General features: G+C 62.8%; 17 protein-coding genes. 10 read left to right on the forward strand and 7 right to left on the reverse strand.

Annotated elements, in window-relative coordinates; genetic code table 11:
- Positions 1 to 37 precede the first annotated feature (37 nt).
- Complete coding sequence (locus ACPWMG_RS22320) at positions 38 to 853, forward strand: MipA/OmpV family protein (protein WP_483301698.1); 816 nt, start codon at positions 38 to 40, stop codon at positions 851 to 853.
- A 44-nt stretch (positions 854 to 897) separates the two neighbouring features.
- Here the strand turns inward: ACPWMG_RS22320 and ACPWMG_RS22325 are convergent, their stop codons facing one another.
- Together ACPWMG_RS22325 and clpB are read right to left on the reverse strand one after the other, a co-directional pair.
- Positions 898 to 1,191, reverse strand: coding sequence for a hypothetical protein (locus ACPWMG_RS22325; protein ID WP_483301699.1), 294 nt, complete (start codon positions 1,189 to 1,191; stop codon positions 898 to 900).
- Positions 1,192 to 1,472: 281 nt separating this feature from the next.
- Positions 1,473 to 4,073: an ATP-dependent chaperone ClpB gene (gene clpB, locus ACPWMG_RS22330; protein ID WP_483301700.1), complete on the reverse strand. Its 2,601-nt coding sequence runs from the start codon at positions 4,071 to 4,073 to the stop codon at positions 1,473 to 1,475.
- Between the two features lie 103 nt (positions 4,074 to 4,176).
- Between clpB and ACPWMG_RS22335 the strand changes: the two genes are divergently transcribed.
- The gene (locus ACPWMG_RS22335; protein ID WP_483301701.1) at positions 4,177 to 4,506 is read left to right on the forward strand and encodes a hypothetical protein; all 330 of its coding nucleotides are present in this window, start codon (positions 4,177 to 4,179) and stop codon (positions 4,504 to 4,506) included.
- Here ACPWMG_RS22335 and ACPWMG_RS22340 read toward each other — a convergent pair.
- Complete coding sequence (locus tag ACPWMG_RS22340) at positions 4,503 to 5,018, reverse strand: molybdenum cofactor biosynthesis protein MoaE (protein ID WP_483301702.1); 516 nt, start codon at positions 5,016 to 5,018, stop codon at positions 4,503 to 4,505. The genes ACPWMG_RS22335 and ACPWMG_RS22340 overlap by 4 nt on opposite strands.
- 121 nt (positions 5,019 to 5,139) lie before the next feature.
- On the opposite strand from ACPWMG_RS22340, the gene ACPWMG_RS22345 reads away from it, so the two are divergent.
- The 3 genes from ACPWMG_RS22345 (at position 5,140) to ACPWMG_RS22355 (ending at position 9,357) form a co-directional block, all read left to right on the forward strand.
- Positions 5,140 to 6,465, forward strand: coding sequence for a c-type cytochrome (locus ACPWMG_RS22345; RefSeq protein WP_483301703.1), 1,326 nt, complete (start codon positions 5,140 to 5,142; stop codon positions 6,463 to 6,465).
- A gap of 74 nt (positions 6,466 to 6,539) precedes the next feature.
- Positions 6,540 to 7,061 (forward strand): (2Fe-2S)-binding protein, encoded by a 522-nt coding sequence (locus ACPWMG_RS22350; protein ID WP_483301704.1) that lies wholly within the window; start codon positions 6,540 to 6,542, stop codon positions 7,059 to 7,061.
- Positions 7,054 to 9,357, forward strand: coding sequence for a xanthine dehydrogenase family protein molybdopterin-binding subunit (locus tag ACPWMG_RS22355; RefSeq protein WP_483301705.1), 2,304 nt, complete (start codon positions 7,054 to 7,056; stop codon positions 9,355 to 9,357). The genes ACPWMG_RS22350 and ACPWMG_RS22355 overlap by 8 nt, the downstream gene beginning before the upstream one ends.
- A gap of 8 nt (positions 9,358 to 9,365) precedes the next feature.
- Here the strand turns inward: ACPWMG_RS22355 and ACPWMG_RS22360 are convergent, their stop codons facing one another.
- Entirely contained in the window at positions 9,366 to 10,190 is an 825-nt protein-coding gene (locus ACPWMG_RS22360) for a sugar phosphate isomerase/epimerase family protein (RefSeq protein ID WP_483301706.1), read from the reverse strand.
- 33 nt (positions 10,191 to 10,223) lie between these two features.
- A complete protein-coding gene (locus ACPWMG_RS22365; RefSeq protein WP_483301707.1) occupies positions 10,224 to 11,039 on the reverse strand; it encodes an IclR family transcriptional regulator in 816 nt (271 codons plus the stop codon).
- Positions 11,040 to 11,275: 236 nt separating this feature from the next.
- Here ACPWMG_RS22365 and ACPWMG_RS22370 point away from each other — a divergent pair, with 236 nt between their 5' ends.
- Entirely contained in the window at positions 11,276 to 12,436 is a 1,161-nt protein-coding gene (locus tag ACPWMG_RS22370; protein WP_483301708.1) for an acyl-CoA dehydrogenase family protein, read from the forward strand.
- A 13-nt stretch (positions 12,437 to 12,449) separates the two neighbouring features.
- A complete protein-coding gene (locus tag ACPWMG_RS22375) occupies positions 12,450 to 14,033 on the forward strand; it encodes an acyl CoA:acetate/3-ketoacid CoA transferase (protein WP_483301709.1) in 1,584 nt (527 codons plus the stop codon).
- A gap of 6 nt (positions 14,034 to 14,039) precedes the next feature.
- Here ACPWMG_RS22375 and ACPWMG_RS22380 read toward each other — a convergent pair whose 3' ends face one another.
- Complete coding sequence (locus ACPWMG_RS22380; RefSeq protein WP_483301710.1) at positions 14,040 to 14,966, reverse strand: helix-turn-helix domain-containing protein; 927 nt, start codon at positions 14,964 to 14,966, stop codon at positions 14,040 to 14,042.
- 110 nt (positions 14,967 to 15,076) lie between these two features.
- Between ACPWMG_RS22380 and ACPWMG_RS22385 the strand changes: the two genes are divergently transcribed.
- From ACPWMG_RS22385 to ACPWMG_RS22395, 3 genes are read left to right on the forward strand one after another with little or no spacing between them, the layout of a single operon-like run.
- Positions 15,077 to 15,889: an SDR family NAD(P)-dependent oxidoreductase gene (locus tag ACPWMG_RS22385; RefSeq protein WP_483301711.1), complete on the forward strand. Its 813-nt coding sequence runs from the start codon at positions 15,077 to 15,079 to the stop codon at positions 15,887 to 15,889.
- Positions 15,890 to 15,903: 14 nt separating this feature from the next.
- On the forward strand, positions 15,904 to 17,628 hold the full coding sequence (locus ACPWMG_RS22390; RefSeq protein ID WP_483301712.1) for an FAD-dependent oxidoreductase: 1,725 nt from the start codon (positions 15,904 to 15,906) through the stop codon (positions 17,626 to 17,628).
- Positions 17,625 to 17,969 (forward strand): NIPSNAP family protein, encoded by a 345-nt coding sequence (locus tag ACPWMG_RS22395; protein WP_483301713.1) that lies wholly within the window; start codon positions 17,625 to 17,627, stop codon positions 17,967 to 17,969. The genes ACPWMG_RS22390 and ACPWMG_RS22395 overlap by 4 nt, the downstream gene beginning before the upstream one ends.
- A 13-nt stretch (positions 17,970 to 17,982) precedes the next feature.
- Here the strand turns inward: ACPWMG_RS22395 and ACPWMG_RS22400 are convergent, their stop codons facing one another.
- Positions 17,983 to 18,609, reverse strand: coding sequence for an NIPSNAP family protein (locus ACPWMG_RS22400; protein WP_483301714.1), 627 nt, complete (start codon positions 18,607 to 18,609; stop codon positions 17,983 to 17,985).
- Positions 18,610 to 18,667 lie beyond the last annotated feature (58 nt).

The raw sequence follows: 18,667 nt of genomic DNA on the forward strand, positions 1-18,667 counted from the left end.
GGCAGACTCAACTGTCACCACACCCGGAGGGCTTCCCATGGCGTCTACACGCATCGCAACGGTCTTGGTGTCCCACACCATCCTGACGGCTAGCCTTTGCATAGGTCTGCCGGCGTCAGCGCAAACCGGCCCCGTCATCGACTTCATTCCCAACTACGTGGGCCTGGGCCTGGGCAGCACCACGCGCTACACCGGCGCAGACGAGCGCATCGTCGGCCTGGCGCCCGCCGCGCGTTACCAGTTTGGCGACAGCGGCCGCTACATACAACTGACCGGGCCTGAGTTGAGCCTCAACGTGCTCAGCAACGGGCATTGGCAATTTGGCCCCGCGCTGAACCTGCGCTTTGGCCGCAAAAACGTGGACGACGCCGTGGTCAGCCGGCTGCCAGAGATCGACACGACCGTCGAAGCCGGAGCCTTCTTGAGTTGGATCAACATCAGTGACGGCCCAAGGCCGATTCGCACACGGGTGTCGGTCTCGGTGTTGCACGACGTGGGCAACGTCAGCAAGGGCACCACGGCCACGCTAAGCAGCAACGTCTGGATTCCGCTCTCCACCAGCACCGTGGTTGGCTTTGGCGGCGGGGTCAGTTGGGGTAGCAGTGCCTTTATGCGCACCTATTACGGCATCGACACCGCTGGTGCCATGGCCTCAGGTCTACCGGCCTACCAACCCAGCAGCGGCCTGCGCCAGTGGTTTGCCTGGCCCGCCATCGTGCACCGGCTGGACGGCCATTGGCTCATCGGTGCGGGCCTGTTCTACCAAAGCATTGAGGGCTCGGCGGCCGACAGCCCCATCGTCACCGAACGCGGCAAGCGCGGGCAACTGAGTTACGGTCTGGGCGTGGGCTAGGCCTGGTAATACCGGCAATAGCCTTCGTGCCAGCTTGGCCATGGTCAGTGGCCGGTGATTTCTTTCACCTGCACGTCGGTCACGTCAGCATGGTTGCGCGCGGTGCGTGACTCGGCGCCGCGCGACGCAGGCTGCCAACGCTGGCCTGCACGGAACACCTGGTTCCAGCCCGCACCGGGGCTCATGCGCATGGACCATGGCGCAATCGGCCGGCCGGTGATCTTGGACCACAGCGCGCGCAGGCTCCACACACCGGCCAGCAGCGCAGCAGCCAGCAACAGGCTACCGACAAAAATCAGCGCAAAAACAACCAGCGCCAATTGCAAAACAAAACGCATCACACCGGATAAAAAATCTGCCAAAACATACCTCCGCAGCCTGCCGGATCAACACCGGCCACTGGATTGGAACATCCAGTGCAATACAAACACAACTTGCAGGGACGCGTGCCCCACTCCTTTAGTTGCAAGACTACAGGCGAAATTTCAACCTGTGCAATGCGCTTTACGCTTCTTTGCAATGACCATAAAAAAACGGCCAAGCTTTGCAGCCTGGCCGTTAAAGCCCGAGAACCGATCAGGTTCCCGTCAATAAACTGTCAATCCACAGTCTGCTGCGCTCAGTGCAGCGTGCGCCCGAAGCTGAACTGCCCCGGTGACTGGATCGGGTCCACGTCCACCGGAATCACGTCCTTGGGCGCAAACTGCCCTTCCAGCAACAGCTTCGAGAGCGGGTTCTCGATGCGCTGCTGAATCGCACGCTTCAGTGGCCGTGCACCAAACACCGGGTCGAAACCGACCTTGGCGATTTCGGCCAGCGCGGCGGGCGACACTTCCAGCGTCAGGTCCAGCTTGGCCAGACGCTCTTGCAACACGCGGATCTGGATCGCGGCAATGGCCTCGATGTTCTTCGCATCCAGGCCGTGGAACACCACCGTCTCGTCGATACGGTTCAAGAACTCGGGGCGGAAGTAGTTCTTCAGCTCGTCTTGCACCGCGTCCTTGATGTCCTCGGCATCGCGCCCCGCCATCGCCTGGATGATGGGCGAGCCGATGTTGCTGGTCATCACGATCACGGTGTTCTTGAAATCCACAGTACGGCCCTGGCCATCGGTCAGGCGGCCATCGTCCAGCACTTGCAGCAACACGTTGAACACGTCGGGGTGGGCTTTCTCCACTTCGTCGAGCAGCAGCACGCTATAAGGCTTGCGGCGCACGGCTTCCGTCAGGTAGCCGCCTTCGTCGTAACCCACATAACCCGGAGGCGCACCAATCAGGCGGGCCACCGAATGCTTCTCCATGAACTCGCTCATGTCGATGCGGATCAGGTGGTCTTCCGCATCGAACAAGAAGCCAGCCAAGGCCTTGCACAGCTCGGTTTTACCCACACCCGTGGGGCCGAGGAACAGGAACGAGCCCACCGGGCGGTTGGGGTCGGACAGACCCGAACGCGAGCGGCGGATGGCGTTGGCCACAGCGCTAATCGCCTCGTCCTGGCCCACCACACGCTCGTGCAGCTTGTCTTCCATCTTCAGCAATTTGTCGCGCTCGCCCTGCATCAGTTTGCTCACCGGAATGCCGGTGGCACGCGCCACCACTTCGGCGATTTCGTCTGCGCCCACTTGCGTGCGCAGCAGGCGGGGTGCGGCGCCATCGGCCTTGCGCGACTCTTTGTCTTGCGCTTGTTTCAGTTGCTTTTCCAGCTCGGGCAATTGCCCGTACTGCAACTCGGCCACCTTGTTGAAGTCGCCTTTGCGCTTGAGTTCTTCAATCTGGAAGCGCATTTTGTCGATGGCCTCCAACACCTGGGCGCTGCCCTGGGCTTGCGCCTTTTCGGCTTGCCAGATCTCGTCAAAGTCGGCGATCTCTTTTTGCAGCTTGACGATTTCTTCTTCAATCAAGGCAAAGCGCTTTTGCGACGACTCGTCTTTTTCGCGGCGCACGGCTTCGCGCTCGATCTGCAGCTGGATCAGCCGGCGGTCGAGTTTGTCCATGACCTCGGGTTTCGAGTCCATTTCGATCTTGATCTTGGCCGCAGCCTCGTCGATCAAGTCAATCGCCTTGTCGGGCAAGAAGCGGTCGGTGATGTAGCGGTTGCTCAGCTCAGCGGCGGCCACGATGGCCGGGTCGGTGATCTGCACGCCATGGTGCACTTCGTACTTTTCTTGCAGGCCGCGCAGAATCGCAATCGTGGCTTCCACGGTGGGCTCGCCCACCAGAATTTTCTGGAAACGGCGTTCGAGTGCGGCGTCTTTCTCGATGTATTTGCGGTACTCGTCGAGCGTGGTGGCGCCCACGCAATGCAGCTCGCCACGCGCCAACGCAGGCTTGAGCATGTTGCCCGCGTCCAATGCACCATCACCCTTGCCAGCACCCACCATGGTGTGCAGCTCGTCAATGAAAACGATGGTCTGGCCTTCGTCCTTGGCCAGCTCTTTGAGCACGGTCTTCAGGCGCTCTTCAAATTCGCCACGGAACTTGGCGCCCGCCAGCAAGGCCGCGATGTCGAGCGACAACACGCGTTTGCCTTTGAGTGAATCTGGCACCTCGCCCGCCACAATACGCTGGGCCAGGCCTTCCACAATCGCGGTCTTGCCCACGCCGGGTTCGCCGATCAACACCGGGTTGTTTTTGGTGCGGCGTTGCAACACCTGGATGGCACGGCGGATTTCGTCGTCGCGGCCAATCACCGGGTCGAGCTTGCCCATCTGCGCACGCTCGGTCAGGTCCAAACAGTATTTCTTCAGCGCTTCACGCTGACCTTCGGGATCGTTGTTGTCCACGCTTTGACCACCGCGCACCGCGTCGATGGCGGTTTCCAGCTTCTTGCGGTCCAGCCCGGCGTCCCGCACGGCTTGGGACAGGTCGGTCTTGCCATCGGCCAGCGCCAGCAAAGCCAGTTCGCTAGCAATAAATTGATCGCCACGCTTGATGGATTCGCGCTCGGCACCTTGCAGCAGGCTCATGAGCTCGCGGCTGGGCTGCACGATGTCTTGCCCCTGCACTTGGGGCAGCTTTTTCATCGCGGCATCGGCCGCAGCTTGCAGGGCCGGCACCTTGAAGCCAGCACGCTGCAGCAGCGCCTGCGGGCCATCGTCCTGGCGCAGCATGGCGGCCAGCAAGTGAGCGGGTTCGATATAGGCGTGGTCTGCGCCCACCGCGAGGGTTTGGGCGGCTTCCAGGGCTTCCTGGAACTTGTTGGTGAGTTTGTCTTGTCGCATCGGTTGGATACTCCTTATGGCAGCTTAATTTGGGCTGTTCCAAGGTTTTTCAAGCACCTGCACAGTACCTGCATAGACAGGTTCGTGCGCCACAATCACGCCCATGTCTTCCGAACACGATAACCAAATCCAGCCCCCACCCTCGTTCGTCGCCGTCTACGCCGACCAACACCAGCGCCTGCGCGCGCCCATCGCCCTGGTGCGCGAACGCTACGAGGTCTGTGAAGACCTGGCCTGCCAACTGGTCACGCAGGCCGAGCACCTGTACCACGCACAAGCGCCTTCCGAGGCGGCCATTCTGCTGGGCTTTCATACCGCGCTGCGCGCCGAAGGTGCGGGCGTCAACCCGCTCGAAGCCACCTGGATCGTCTGCCGCCTGGCCGAACTTCTGGCTTGGGAATGCCCGGAGTTGCCCGACCCAGCCGAAGATTAAGCCGGCTGGTTGCCCACCGCCGCAATGCCCCAGCGCGCCAGCGCCGCGTCGTCGCTCACACGTGCATCGACCCAGCGCGCGCCTTCGGCGGTTTGCTCTTTCTTCCAGAACGGCGCCTGGGTCTTCAAGTAGTCCATCAAAAATTCGCAGGCCTGAAAACTCTCGCCCCGATGGGCGGACGTGACGGCCACCAGCACGATCTGGTCTAGCGGCTGCAGCAAGCCCACGCGGTGGATCACGCGTGCGCCAAAGATGTCGAAGCGCGCAAACGCGGCATCGACCATCGCCTCAATCGACTTCTCGGTCATGCCGGGGTAGTGCTCCAACTCCATCGACGACACCGCCTGTGCCGTGTTCAGCGGCTGCGCCGAGGCATAACCCGCGTGCCGGTCGCGCACAGTGCCCACGAAGCTGCAGACGGCGCCGACGCGCGGGTCGCTCTGGCGCAAGGCGGCCACCTCGTCGGCCAGGTTGAAGTCGTGGGTCTGAATGGATACGCGCGGCAAGGTCATGATGGCGCCATTGTGGCACCGCGCCTGCCCGGTCAACATACGATGGCGTCCTACAAATGGGGGATGTGCGGCGGCGCGCACAAGTGCCAGAATGGGCCGCGACAACCAAAAAGGTGCCACGGTGAAAAAAGTCAAAGTTGTCCTGCAATGGCTTGTGGGCTGCGTGCTCGTGGCCGCCCTTGGGTTTGCGGTGTGGGCCTACCACCCGGCCCTGGCCACCACCCCGCCACCGGCGGCGGCCTCGTTTGACCCAGGCCAAGTGGCACGTGGCGAGAAACTAGCCGCCGCTGGCTTTTGTGTGAGCTGCCACACCGCCCCCGGTGGCAAACAACTGGCCGGCGGCCTGCCCATGGTGACGGGCTTTGGCACCATCTACTCCACCAACATCACGCCCGATGTGGAAACCGGCCTGGGAAGTTGGTCGCTGGAGTCGTTTACCCGCGCCATGCACCAAGGCGTGTCGCGCGACGGCTCGCACCTGTTTCCGGCTTTTCCGTACGACCGCTTCACCAAAACCTCGGACGAAGACATCCAGGCGATCTATGCTTACTTGATGACGCGGCCTGCGGTAAACGCACCAGCCAAGCCGGTAGAAATGCCTTTTCCGCTGAACGTGCGCGCCTTGCAAGCCGGCTGGAAGCTGTTGTTCTTCAAAGAGGGCCGCTACGAGCCCAACCCCGCCCAAAGCGCCGAGTGGAACCGCGGCGCCTACCTGGCCGAAGGCCTGTCGCACTGTGCCTCGTGCCACACGCCCCGCAACAAACTAGGCGCGGAAAAAACCGGCGATGCGGCCTACAGCGGTGCCGTGATCGACGGCTGGTTTGCGCCCGCGCTGACCGCCGCCAACACCTCGCCCATGCCCTGGACGCGCGACGAGTTGTTTACCTATCTGCGCAAGGGCGGCACGCCTTTCCACGGCGTGGCGGCCGGCCCCATGTCGCACGTGGTCTACCAGGGCCTGGCGCTGGTGGACGAGGGTGACGTGCAAGCGATTGCCAGCTACTTTGCCAGCCGCAACGGATCGGCCGACAAACAGGTGGACGTCGCCAAGCTGGTGGCGGGCACCCTGGCCAAGTCGCGCTTCAGCGCGCCGCAAACGCTGGAACGGGGCGCCGCCATCTACGCCAATGCCTGCGCCGCCTGCCACTACAACGCGGTGGCCACCGGCCCGCAAGCGGCTCGGCCCGAGCTGGGGTTGAAGAGTTCGCTCTACGCCGCCGACCCGACCAATCTGGTGCAGGTGATCTTGCACGGGGTAAGCCTGCAAGAGGGTTTGTCTTCCGCCATGATGCCGGCCTTTGGCCGCGCCCTGTCGGACGACGACATCACCAGCCTGGTGGTCTACCTGCGCAAGTCGCGTACCGATCTGCCGCCTTGGCCGAACGTGGCCGAGCAGGTGGCCAAGATCCGGCATGAAGTGCGCAGCGACGAACCGGCCAAGAACTAGGTTCTCGCTAGCACCTCACGACCGCTTTCCTAACGCTTCACACTCCTCAAAACCAACAACAAAAAAGAGCCACCATGATCCACATCGAACTCAATGGCAAACCGGTGTCGCTCGACGTGCCGGGCGACACCCCACTGCTCTGGGCGATACGCGACAACGCCCACCTCACCGGCACCAAGTTTGGTTGCGGCATAGGCATGTGCGGCGCCTGCACCGTGCATGTGGCCGGGCGCGCTACACGCTCCTGCATCACACCCTTGAGCCTGGTGGAAGGTGCGGCCATCACCACCATCGAAGGCCTGGCGCCCGCGCCCGATACCCCGCACCCGCTGCAAAAAGCTTGGGTGGCGTGCCAGGTGCCGCAGTGTGGCTACTGTCAATCGGGGCAGATCATGCAAGCCGCCGCGTTGCTAAAAGACATACCCGCGCCAAGCGACGAAGATATCAACGCCGTGATGAACGGCAACCTGTGCCGCTGTATGGCCTATGTGCGCATCCACAAGGCCATCAAGGTGGCGGCGGAAGAGATCGGCGCGACCGGTGTCACGGCCCCAACCTCCTCAAACGCTTCCGGCACGGAGGTCAAAAATGCTTGACCGCTCACCCTCCCGTGCGGGCGCGCTGGCCACGTCGGCCCTGTCGCGGCGCGGCTTTCTCATTGCCTCGGCGGCCACTGGTTTGGTGCTGGCTTTTGCACGTAGCGCCATGGGCGTGGACAACCCAAGCGAAGCCGCGGCCACAGGCCAGTTCGAGCCGAGCATTTGGTACAACATCAGCCCCGAGGGCATCGTCACCGTCAACATCATCCGCGCCGAAATGGGCCAGCACGTGGGCACGGCGCTGGCGCGTATCGTGTCCGATGAGTTAGAGGCCGACTGGAGCCAGGTGCGCATCCACCACGTCGACAGCGACCCGAAGTGGGGCTTGATGGTGACTGGCGGCAGTTGGTCGGTATGGCAAAGTTTTCCGGCCTTGAGCCAGGCCGGCGCCGCTGGCCGTCAAGCTCTGGTGGCGGCTGGCGCGAAGATGCTGGGTATGGACCCGGCGCGATGCGAAGCGCGCAACGGGCAAGTGGTGGCCGGTGGCAAATCGGTCAGCTTTGGCGACATCGTCAAACAAGGCGGCTTCAGCGCCAGCTTCACGGCCGACGAGCTGAAGGCCATGCCGATCAAGAAACCGGCTGAGCGCCGGCAGATTGGTGTGGAAACCCAGGCACTCGACATTCCAGAAAAGACCAACGGCCAAGGCCTTTACGGCTTGGACGCCAAGGTGGACGGCATGGTCTACGCGGCGCCCAAAATGCCGCCCACGCGCAATGGCTCCAAGGTCATTTCGGTGGACGACAGCAAGGCCAAAGGCACACCGGGCTACCAAGGCCACCTGGTGCTGCAAGACCCGAGCAACACCGTGCCCGGCTGGGTGCTGGTGTTGGCCGACAGCACGGTCAACGCCTTTCGCGCCACGCGTTTGGTGGAGGTGAAATGGGAGTCTGACGACACCGCCAAAGTGTCTGAAGACGACATTCTGGCCATGGGCCGCAAGCAGGTGGAATCCAACGACCCGGGCGCACTGGTGGTGGGCGACGACATCGATGCGCCGTTTCAAAAAGCTGCCAGCACGGTAGAGGCCACCTACACCACGTCCAGCGTGCTGCACTTTCAACTCGAGCCGGTGAACGCCCTGGCTTTTGAGAAAGACGGCATCTGGCAAATCCACACCGGCAACCAGTGGCAATCGCTGATCTTGCCCACGCTGGCCAAGGCGCTGGCGGTGGACGAAAAAAAGATCGTCATGCACACCTACCTGCTGGGGGGCGGCTTTGGCCGCCGCTTGAATGGCGACTACGCCGTGCCCGCAGCCCTTGCCTCCAAGGCCCTTGGCAAGCCGGTGAAGGTGGTGTTCACCCGGCCGGACGACGCGCACTTTGACTCGTTTCGCTCGCCCTCCATCCAGAAGCTGCGCATGGCGTTTGATGCGGAACACAACGTCATCGCCATGGACCATGGCGCCTCCGCCGGTTGGCCCACCGAGGTGATGATTCCGGTGTTCATGCCCAAGGGCAAAAACGGCGTGCCTTACGACCCGTTTGCCATCTCCGGCGCCGACCATTGGTACAGCGTGGGCGCGCAACGGGTGCGCGCGTTTTCCAACAGCCTGGCGAACCGGGCGTTCCGCCCCGGCTGGTTGCGCTCGGTAGGGCCGGGCTGGACCAACTGGGCGGTGGAGTCTTTCATCGACGAAGCAGCGCACGCACAAAAGATGGACGCGGTGACGTTTCGCACCAAGCTGCTGGACGGCAAAGGCCGTAACGCGGGCAGCACACCATCACAAGTAGGCGGCGCGCTGCGTCAAGCGGCAGTGGTGAAGCGTGCCGCCGAAAAGGCCGGTTGGGGTCGTACGTTGCCTGCCGACACCGGCCTGGGCCTGGCCACCACCTTTGGCCAGGAGCGTGACATGCCCACCTGGGTGGCCTGTGTGGCCCAAGTCCACGTCGACCGGGCCAGCGGTTTTGTGAAGCTGCAAAAGCTCACGCTGGTGGTAGACGCCGGCACCGTGGTGCACCCCGATGGCGCGTTGGCGCAAATCGAAGGCGGCGCGTTATGGGGCGTGAGCATGGCGCTGTACGAGGGCACACGTTTTGTGAACGGCGCCGTGGCCGACAGCAACCTCAACAGCTACACCCCGCTGCGTATGGGCGATGTGCCCGAGATGGACATCGAGTTCATTCAAAGCACGGAGATGCCCGTGGGCTTGGGCGAGCCCGCCACCACCGTGGTGGCACCGGCCATTGCCAATGCCATCTTCAACGCCGTGGGTGTGCGTCTGCGCGATTTGCCGATGCGCCCTGATGCGGTACTGGCTGGCCTGAAGGCAACCAAGCCCACGACTTAACCCACTATTTAGCGCACCGGGTTCAGCCCGGCCACGAAAGCCTTGCTGGCTTCCAGGCAGTGGCGCGCCCAGGCCTTGGGGCCCATCTGGGCAATCAACGGCTCGCTGGGAATTTCCACACTCACCGGCAGCGTGCGCGGCAGCGCGTTGAACAAACCGGTGAGGTCGATACCGCCCTCGCCCGGCAAAAAGCGTTGCACACGCGCGGTGTGGATCAACTCGGCCTCGGTGAACGACGTGCCCGGCGTGGCATCGCACAGTTGCGCGTAATGCAGCAGCGATGGCGGCAGCGCCGCAATGTCGGCCAGCGTGGTGTGCGAGCGGCCGAAGTGGATGCCGTCGACCAGGATGCCCGCGTTGGCGGGGGTGCCGGCGGCGCGGATCACGCTCAGCGCGGTGTTGGCGTTGTGCACGGCGGTCCAGGGCATGAATTCGAGGTCGGCCGTCAAACCATAGGGCTGCATCACTTCGCACAGCTTGGCGTACGAGGCCGCCAGGCGCGCAAGGTCGGTGTCGTCGCCCGCCACCAGCACGGCTTTGGCGCCGAGTTGGGCGCCCAACTCAAAAAGCCGCTGGAAGGCATAGGGGTCGAAGTTGGCCCCAATGCGGATGATCTCCAGGTCGTACACCTGCACACCGGTGTCCTTCAACCGCGCCAAGGTTTCACGCAACACATCGGGCGCATCCAGCATGGGCTGGAAGATGGCGCCGGCGCCATTGGGCAACAAACGCAGCCCCACTTGCTGGTAGCCCACTTCAGCCGCCACTTCGACGGCTTGAGGTGCCGTGAACGCGGTGGCGGTGAGATAGGCCATTGAGAAATCGGGCTGCATGGTGAAACCTTTTTGAAATGCCGAACCGCGTTGTTACGGCGCGTAGATCGGTTGCCGGCCCGCAGCTTGCGGTCGGCGGTTGAAAAATGGCGATGCCCGGCTGGCCGCCGCCATTTGTGAAGCGAAATCGATCAATTGCGGCGCCAGCGCCAGCATGCGTTCTTCAGTGAAACGGGCGCTCGGCCCCGCAATGCTGATGATGCCCATGGGCGGCTGGCCCGGCAGGCGCACGGGCGCGGCCATGGCGCTCAGGCCAGCCGTATAGGTGTCGTGCGTCATGCTGTAGCCACGTTGGCGTGCGGCCTGCACTTGTTCCAGCACCGCTTGCAGGGTGGTGGGCGCATTCGGGCCAAACTGGCCGGGCGCACCCAGGCCTTGCTGCGCCACCAGGGCCAGCGCTTCTTCGTCCGTCAGGGCCGACATCCAAGCGTGGCCCGAAGACGAACAACTGATTTGTGCGTCGCTGCCCATGTCCGGGTCGTAGCGCAGGCCTTGGCGTGCCCCTTGTGCGCGGGCCACCCAGGTGAGACGCGAGCCGTCCACCACGCTCAGGCGCACCAGTTCGCCGGAAATTTCGGCCAGGCGGTCGAGCAGCGGTTGCGCCACGTCGACGATGCCGGTGTTGCCCAAGAAGCTCAGACCCAGTGACACCAGTTTGGTGGTGAGCATGTATTCGCCGTGCTCGCGGCTTTGGCGCACGTAGCCGCAACGCACCAGATCGGTCAGCAGCCGGTGCACGGCGCTGCGCGGGATGTCCAACGCATCGGCAATGGCCGCCAGTTCGATGCCGTCACTTTGGGCCGCCAGCAATTCAAAGATGCCGAGGGTTCGTTCCAGTATTCCGTTCATGGGTTTCCAGTGGGGTCAATGTTGGATAGCGATTTCACTGGGCAGAGAGATTACAGGATGAACCGGCACAAGCGTCATGTTTGGAATTGTCCAATAAATAAGAATTAAATTCAATACTTGAATTCAATTCCACTTTTGACTACGATCACTCCATTCGACTTGCCAGCCGCCCGCCTCGCGCCGTCGCGGTTCAGCCTTTTGACTTCCCCCAGATTGATTTCCCCTTTGGAGCAGACATGAACTTTGAACTCAACGATGAACAAAAAATGATGATCGACACCGTGCGTCGCTTCATCAAAGAAGAACTCAAACCGCTGGAAGACGAGGTGGAAGACAAGGGCTTTCTGGAACAAGCCAAGGCCGAAGCCGTGCACCAAAAGGCCAAGGCACTCGGCCTTTACGCCATGAACATTTCGGAAGAACTCGGCGGTGGTGGGTTGTCTGCGGTGGACCGCATCCTCTGCGAAGAGCAGTTTGGCCACACCACCGACATCTTGATCCGCCGTGCGTTTGGCAACGTGTACGAGCCCATCCTCGAATGCAAGGGTGAGCAGATCGCACGCTGGCTCACCCCCACCGTCGAAGGCAAACGCACCTGCGCCATTGCCATCACCGAATCGGGTGCGGGCTCGGACGCGCAAGGCATCAAGACACACGCCAAGAAAACGGACACCGGCTGGGTGCTCAACGGCAGCAAACACTTCATCAGCGATGGCGAATGGAGCGACTTCTTTCTCGTCTCCGCCAAGACGGGGGAGAAAGAAATCTCCATGTTCATGGTCGACAAGGGCTTGCCCGGCTTCAGCCTCGGCAAAGACCAGAAGATGATGGGCATCCGTGGCACACCGCACCTCGAATTGTTCTTCGACAATGTGCCGCTCGAACCCTTGGCCCTGCTGGGCGCCGAAGGCCAGGGCTTCAAGCTCGCCATGGGCGCGCTCAACGTGGTGCGCTTGGCGCAAGTGGGCGCACGGGCCGTGGGCAAGGCCAGCCACGTGTTGGAGTTGATGAACGAATACGCCAACGAACGCAAGCAGTTCGGCCAGAAGATCGGCGACTTCCAGATGATCCAGCAGATGCTGGCCGACAGCGTGATCGAGATCAACGCCGCACGCTGGATGGTGTTGCACGCCGCCTGGATGATCGACGCTGGGCTGGACGCGCGCACCCACATCGCCATGGTGAAGGTGCACGCCGCTGAAACCTTGGGCCGCGTGGTCGACCGCGCCGTGCAGATTTTTGGCGGCATGGGTTTCTGCAAAGAGTTGCCCATCGAGCGCTACTACCGCGACGCACGCATCTACCGCATCTTCGATGGCACCAGCGAAATCCACCGTACCGTCATCGCCAAGACGGTGATGAAAAAAGGCGCATCGCTGTTTGAGTTGAACCGCTGAAGGGGAACCCGCGATGACCTCCAAATTCATGACGGCCGCAGAAGCCGTGGCGCTGATCCGCGACAACGACACCGTGGCCTTGATGGGCGGCGGCGGCGGCTTGATGGAAGCCACCCATTTATTCGAGGCCGTGCAGGCACGTTACCTGTCCACGCAAAGCCCCAAACGCCTCACCGTGGTCCACGCGCTGGGCATTGGCGACAAGAAGAGCAGGGGCATGAACTGCTTTGCGCACGAAGGCTTGGTCAAACGCGTGATCGGCGGCCATTGGGTTTGGTCGCCCGCCATGCAGCAACTGGCCGAGCAGGAAAAGATCGAAGCCTACATCCTGCCCGGCGGCGTGTCGTCACAACTGCTGCGCGAGATTGGCGGCGCACGGCCCGGCCTGTTCACCCACGTGGGCCTGGGCACCGTGTGCGACCCGCGCCTGGGTGGCGGCAAGATGAACCAGAGCGCCAAAGAAGACCTGGCCGAAGTCATCCACATCGACGGCCGTGAATACCTGCGCTACAAACCCTTCCCGGTCCACGTGGCGCTGGTGCGCGCGAGCGCGGCCGATGAAGACGGCAACATCAGCTTTGAACACGAGGCCGCCAACCTGGATGCGCAGTCTCTCGCGCTGGCCGCACGCACCAGTGGCGGCAAAGTCATTGTGCAAGTGAAAGAACGCCTGCCGCGTGGTGCCTTGCGTGCACGCGAGGTGCGCATTCCAGCGGCCTGGGTCGATGCCGTGGTGGTCGACCCGCAGCAACAAACCAGCTATGCCATTCCGTTCGACCCGGCCTTCAGCGGCGAACTCACGGGCGAGGCGCGCTTGCAAAGCGAACGCGCCGACCACGCTGCTGAAAACGCGGTGCCGGCCGAGGCCTTCAGCGAGCGCCAAGCGATTGCGCGCCGCGCAGCCGAAGAGTTGTTCAACACCGGCAAAGCCCGCCCAGTGGTGAACTATGGTGTGGGTGTGCCCGATGCAGTGGCCAAGCTCCTGGCCAAACGCGGCCAGATGGACCGCATCTACCAAACCATTGAACACGGCACCTACGGCGGCACGCTGATGGACGGCGTGTTGTTTGGCTACGCGCGCAATGCCAGCGCCATGCTGGACGCGGCCACGCAATTCGACTTCTACGCCGGTGGCGGGCTCGATGTGGCGTTTCTCGGCTTTGGCGAATTTGATGCGCAAGGCAACGTCAACGTGTCGCGCCTGGGTGGGCTGACCGTGGGCCCCGGCGGCTTCATCGACATTGCGCAGAACGCACGCAAGGTGGTGTTCTGCGGCACCTTGTCGGCCAAGGGTGTGAAGCTGGCCACCGGCAACGGCCAGATGCAGGTGCTGCAGCAAGGCCAGGTGCAAAAGCTGGTGCCGCAGGTGGAGCAGATCACCTACAGCGGGCCGCAAGGTCTGGTGCGCGGGCAAGAGGTGTTGTACCTGACCGAGCGCGCCAGCTTCCGCCTCACCCCGGCGGGCATCGAGTTGTTTGAGATTGCACCCGGCATCGACCTGCAACGCGACGTGCTCGACCAGATGGGCTTCACGCCCCTCATCGCTCCCCAGGTGAGCACAATGGCGGCGCGCCACTTCGCAGCGGCCGAAGGCTAAGCACCGCTAGTTTTTGCGCGCGCTGTCTTTGCCCTCTTCAGCCTGCGCCATCTGCTCCAGCGCCAGCCGCCGAAACTCCTTCGGTGTCTGGCCGCTGTGTTTGCGGAAGAAGCGGCTGAAATAAGCCTCGTCTTCAAAGCCCAGCAGCGCCGCCAGTTGCTGGATGCTGGTGATGGAATACACCAGATCACGCTGCGCCTCGTGCATCACCCGCGCGTTGATCACGTCCAGGCTCGACATGCCCAGCACCTCGCGGCACAAGCGGGTGAGTTGGCCCGGCGTCACCCCCAACTCATCGGCATACGACTCCACCGAGCAACGGGTGCGAAAACGCGCGTCCACCAAGGCACGAAAACGCTCGATCTGCGCCGCCTTGCGTGAATGCGCGGGCATGGCCGACGGCTGGCGGCTGTCGCAGATACGCGAGACCTGTACCAGCAATGCGGTGAGCAACGACATGCCCGCCGCCACCTGGCCACGTGCGTGGATACGCGACTCTTGTTCCACCGCCAAGAACAGCGGCATCAGCGCCTCGGTGTAGCGCGTGGTGGCGTCCAGCGCCACCACGGCCGGCGTACGAATGGTGGCCACCAACTCGGGCATCACCACTGCGGCCAAAGACTCCAGTGGTTTTTGTGTGGCGGTGATCACCGGGCCATCGGTGTTGCGCTCGAAGTGAAAGCTGTGCACCGTGCCAGCGGGCACCAGCAACAGGCACGGCGCCTGCACCTGTTGGCGCACGTTGTCGAGCTGCAGCGTGACACCGCCTTGCGTGAGGTAGAGCAACTGGATGAAGGCGTCGTGCACATGCGGCTGGATCTCCCAGTTGTAGGGCGCCGAGCGCTGCGGAATCCACTCGAAATTGAACGAGTTGGACCAGCCAGGCTGCGCCTGATCGCCGTACAGCGCGTAGTTGGGAATGCTCCTGACCATGTCTCTCCGTCGCAAACCAAATGCACGAATTGTCCAAGCGTTGGCGTGAATCGTCAATCTGACAACCCTGCTGAAAAACCAGAATTAACACCAACCAAAAGGAGACAAGAATGAACGATCACTGGTTGGGCCTGGCCCAAAAAGTGTGTGTGGTCACCGGCGCCGCCAGTGGCATTGGCGCCGCCGTGGCGCGTAGCTTTGCCGAGGCCGGTGCGGTGGTTGCATTGCTTGACCGCGACCTCAAAGGTTGCGAGATTCTGGCGCGCGAACTCAGCCACCAAGGCCACCGCGCCTTGGCCGTGGCATGCGACACATCCAATGAATCCAGCGTGGCAGAAGCTGCCGCAAAAGTCCAAGCCGAACTGGGCGCCTGCCATGCGTTGGTAAACAACGCCGGCTTCCTGCGCGCAGGTGATCTGGACAGCATGAGCCTGGACGACTGGAACGCTGTGCTGGCCGTCAACCTGACCGGTTATTTGTTGTGCGCGCGGGCCTTTGCCAAACCCATGCGCGCGGCAGGCGTTGGCAGCATCGTCAACGTAGCCTCCATCTCGGCACGTTTTCCACAAGCGCGCAGCGGCGCTTACAGCGCCAGCAAATCGGGCGTGTTGTTGTTGTCGCGGCAGATCGCGGTGGAGTGGGGAGCCGAGGGGGTACGCAGCAACGCCATTTGCCCCGGCATGATCCGTACCGCACTGTCGGCCAAGTTTTATGAAGAGCCCGGCTTTGAGGCCAAACGCGCCGCCGTGACCGCCAGCCGGCGCGTGGGCGAGCCGCAAGACATCGCCGACGTGGCGCTGTTCCTGGCCAGCCCACGCTCAGCCTATGTCAACGGTGCCGAGTTGCTGGTGGACGGCGGCATGAGTTCCATGCTCATGGACATGGTGCCGCGCCCTGGTTTCAACGCCACCGCACAAGCCTGACGGAGACACACCAGATGAACGAAAAGAACACATACGACCTGATCGTCGTCGGCTCCGGCGCGGCCGGTTTGGCCACCGCCATCACCGCGCGCAAACGCGGCCTGGACGTGGTGGTGCTGGAAAAAGAGCCGGTGTTTGGCGGCACCACCGCGTTGTCGGGCGGGGTGTTGTGGATACCGCTGGGCCCGCACGGCCGCAAGCAGAACGCGGCCGATACGTTAGATGCGGTGCGCACCTACATGCGACGCGAAACCGGTGCATTTTACGACGAAGCCGCGATTGAAGCGTTTCTGGAAAACGGCCCCAAGATGGTCGCCTTCTTCGAGCGCGAAACCGAGATGAAGTTCGTGCCCACGCTCTACCCCGACTACCACCCCGATGTGGATGGCGGCGTGGACGTCGGCCGCTCCATCCTCGCCGCGCCCTACGACATTCGTGGCCTGGGCAAAGACATGCCGCGCCTGAAGCCACCGCTCAAGACCATCACCTTCATCGGCATGATGTTCAACTCGTCGAACGCCGACCTGAAGCACTTCTTCCAGGCCACCAAGTCGCTGACCTCTTTTGTCTACGTGGCCAAGCGCCTGGTCACCCACATGAAGGAGTTGCTGCTGTACCGCCGAGGCATCAACGTGACGAGTGGCAACGCACTCGCCGCACGCCTGGCGGCCTCGGCCCTGAAGCTGGGCATTCCCATCTTCACCAGCAGCCCGGTGCGTGAAATCGTGATGCAAGAGGGTCGTGCCATGGGCGTGCAGGTCAGCGGAGAAGCCGGCACACGCACCCTCACCGCCCGCCAAGGCGTGGTGTTGGCTTGCGGCGGCTTTCCGCAAGACGTGAAGCGCATCGCCCAGGCCTATCCGCACGTGCAACGCGGTGGCGAACATCTGTCGCCCACACCGCTGGGCAATACCGGCGACGGCGTGAACATGGCCGAAGCCCTGGGCGCCTCGGTGGACATTCGGTTCCAAGACTCTGCCGCGTGGATGCCGGTGTCGCGTGTGCCATATGGCAAGGTTGGCAAAGGTGGCAAGGGCGAGGTCGGCGTGTTTCCGCATCTGCTGGACCGCTACAAACCCGGCGTGATTGGTGTGCTGCGCAACGGCCACCGCTTCACCAACGAATCCAACTCGTACCACGACGTGGGCGCCGCCCTCATCCGCGCTTGCGCCGGTGAGCGTGAGACCGCGATGTGGCTAGTCTGCGACAAAACCACCTTGGGAAAATACGGCCTGGGTTTTGTGAAACCCGCCCCTATGCCGTTGGGCCCGCACTTACGCAACGGCTACCTCATCAAGGGCAACACGCTAGAAGAATTGGCGCGCAATGCCGGCATCGATGCCGCCGGCCTGCGCGCCACGGTAGACGCCTACAACCCCGGCGCAGCCATGGGGCAGGACGTGCAGTTCCAGCGCGGCACCACTTCATTCAACCGCTACCTCGCCGATGCGGCGCATCAGCCCAACCCGTGTGTGGCCCCGGTTGCGCAAGGGCCGTTTTATGCCGTCAAGGTGGTGATGGGCGACCTGGGCACATTTGACGGCATCAAGACCAGTGTGGTGGGCGAGGTGTTGAAGCGCGATGGCACGGCCATCGAAGGGCTCTACGCCGTGGGCAACGACCGCGCCAGCATCATGGGCGGCAACTACCCCGGCGCGGGCATCACCCATGGGCCGAACATGACCTTCGGCTTTGTCACCGGCAACCACATTGCAGACCTTGCAGGAGCCCGAGCATGAACAACGTGCACTACTTGACCAAGCCGCTGGTCGACCACCGCATCTACACCATTGCGCTGCGCAAGATGCCCGAGTTTGTCGAGGTGTTCAACCGCCTGGCGATGCCGATTCTGCTGGAGACGCTGGGCCACCCCATGGGCTTCTACACCAGCCTGGTGGGGCCACAAAACCAGTTTGTCCACCTATGGGGTTACGACGACCTGGCCGACTACGAACGGCGCTGCCGCGCGCGCGATACACACCCCGACTTCGCGGCTTACCTACAAGCCTCGGGGCACCTGATTACCGCGCAGGAGACGCGCTTGATCAAGGGCGTGGCGTTGCCCAGCTTGCAGGCTTAAGGCGACCGCAGGCTCACTTCATCGGTGATACAGCGGTCGGCAGCGCAATCGTCGACACCATGTGTGTCGTCAAATTCGCCGGGCCACCTTTGGGCGGCCAGATGCCTTGGGCCACCGCATCCGCGCGGCCTTGGCTGCGCGCATCCAGCGTGGGGTACGCCCAGATGTTGGTGAAGCGCAGTGGCCCATCCAAGGCCACCATGGCCACCACACACGGCGAGATTTTTTCGCGCGGCGGCAGGTACTCTTCCCACAAGTCGATGGTGGCCTGCACACCGCCGGGCTTGATGCCATAGGTGCGGATCTCATACACCGGGCCGCTAATGCCCGAGGTGGCCGTGGGTTGAGCCGGCTTCATCCAGCCAAAGCCCTCGTAGCTGTGCATTTCCAGGCTCTGGAAGATGCTGCCGCAGCCAAACGGGTCGGCGCTTTTCTGCGTGCGACTGCGCTCGGCCTGCAGCGAGGCCAGGTCTTCAAAGCCGCGCAACACAATCATCTGGTTGAGTTGGCCAATGTCGGTGAACCAGCAGGCGAGCAACTCGCCCTGGGCTTCGGCTGCGGTGGCAAAAGCTTGCACGTTGGTGGCGGCTTGGCCGGCGGTGCCAAAAGGCAAGGTCATGGTGGCGAGTTCGTAATACATGCAGGTTCCTCGGTATGGTGTTTAGAAAAAGTGGGCTAACGGCGCGAACCGTGTGTGT

The sequence above is a fragment of the Hydrophilobacter chitinilyticus genome, assembly GCF_049860745.1.
Taxonomy (GTDB): domain Bacteria; phylum Pseudomonadota; class Gammaproteobacteria; order Burkholderiales; family Burkholderiaceae_C; genus Rhodoferax_B.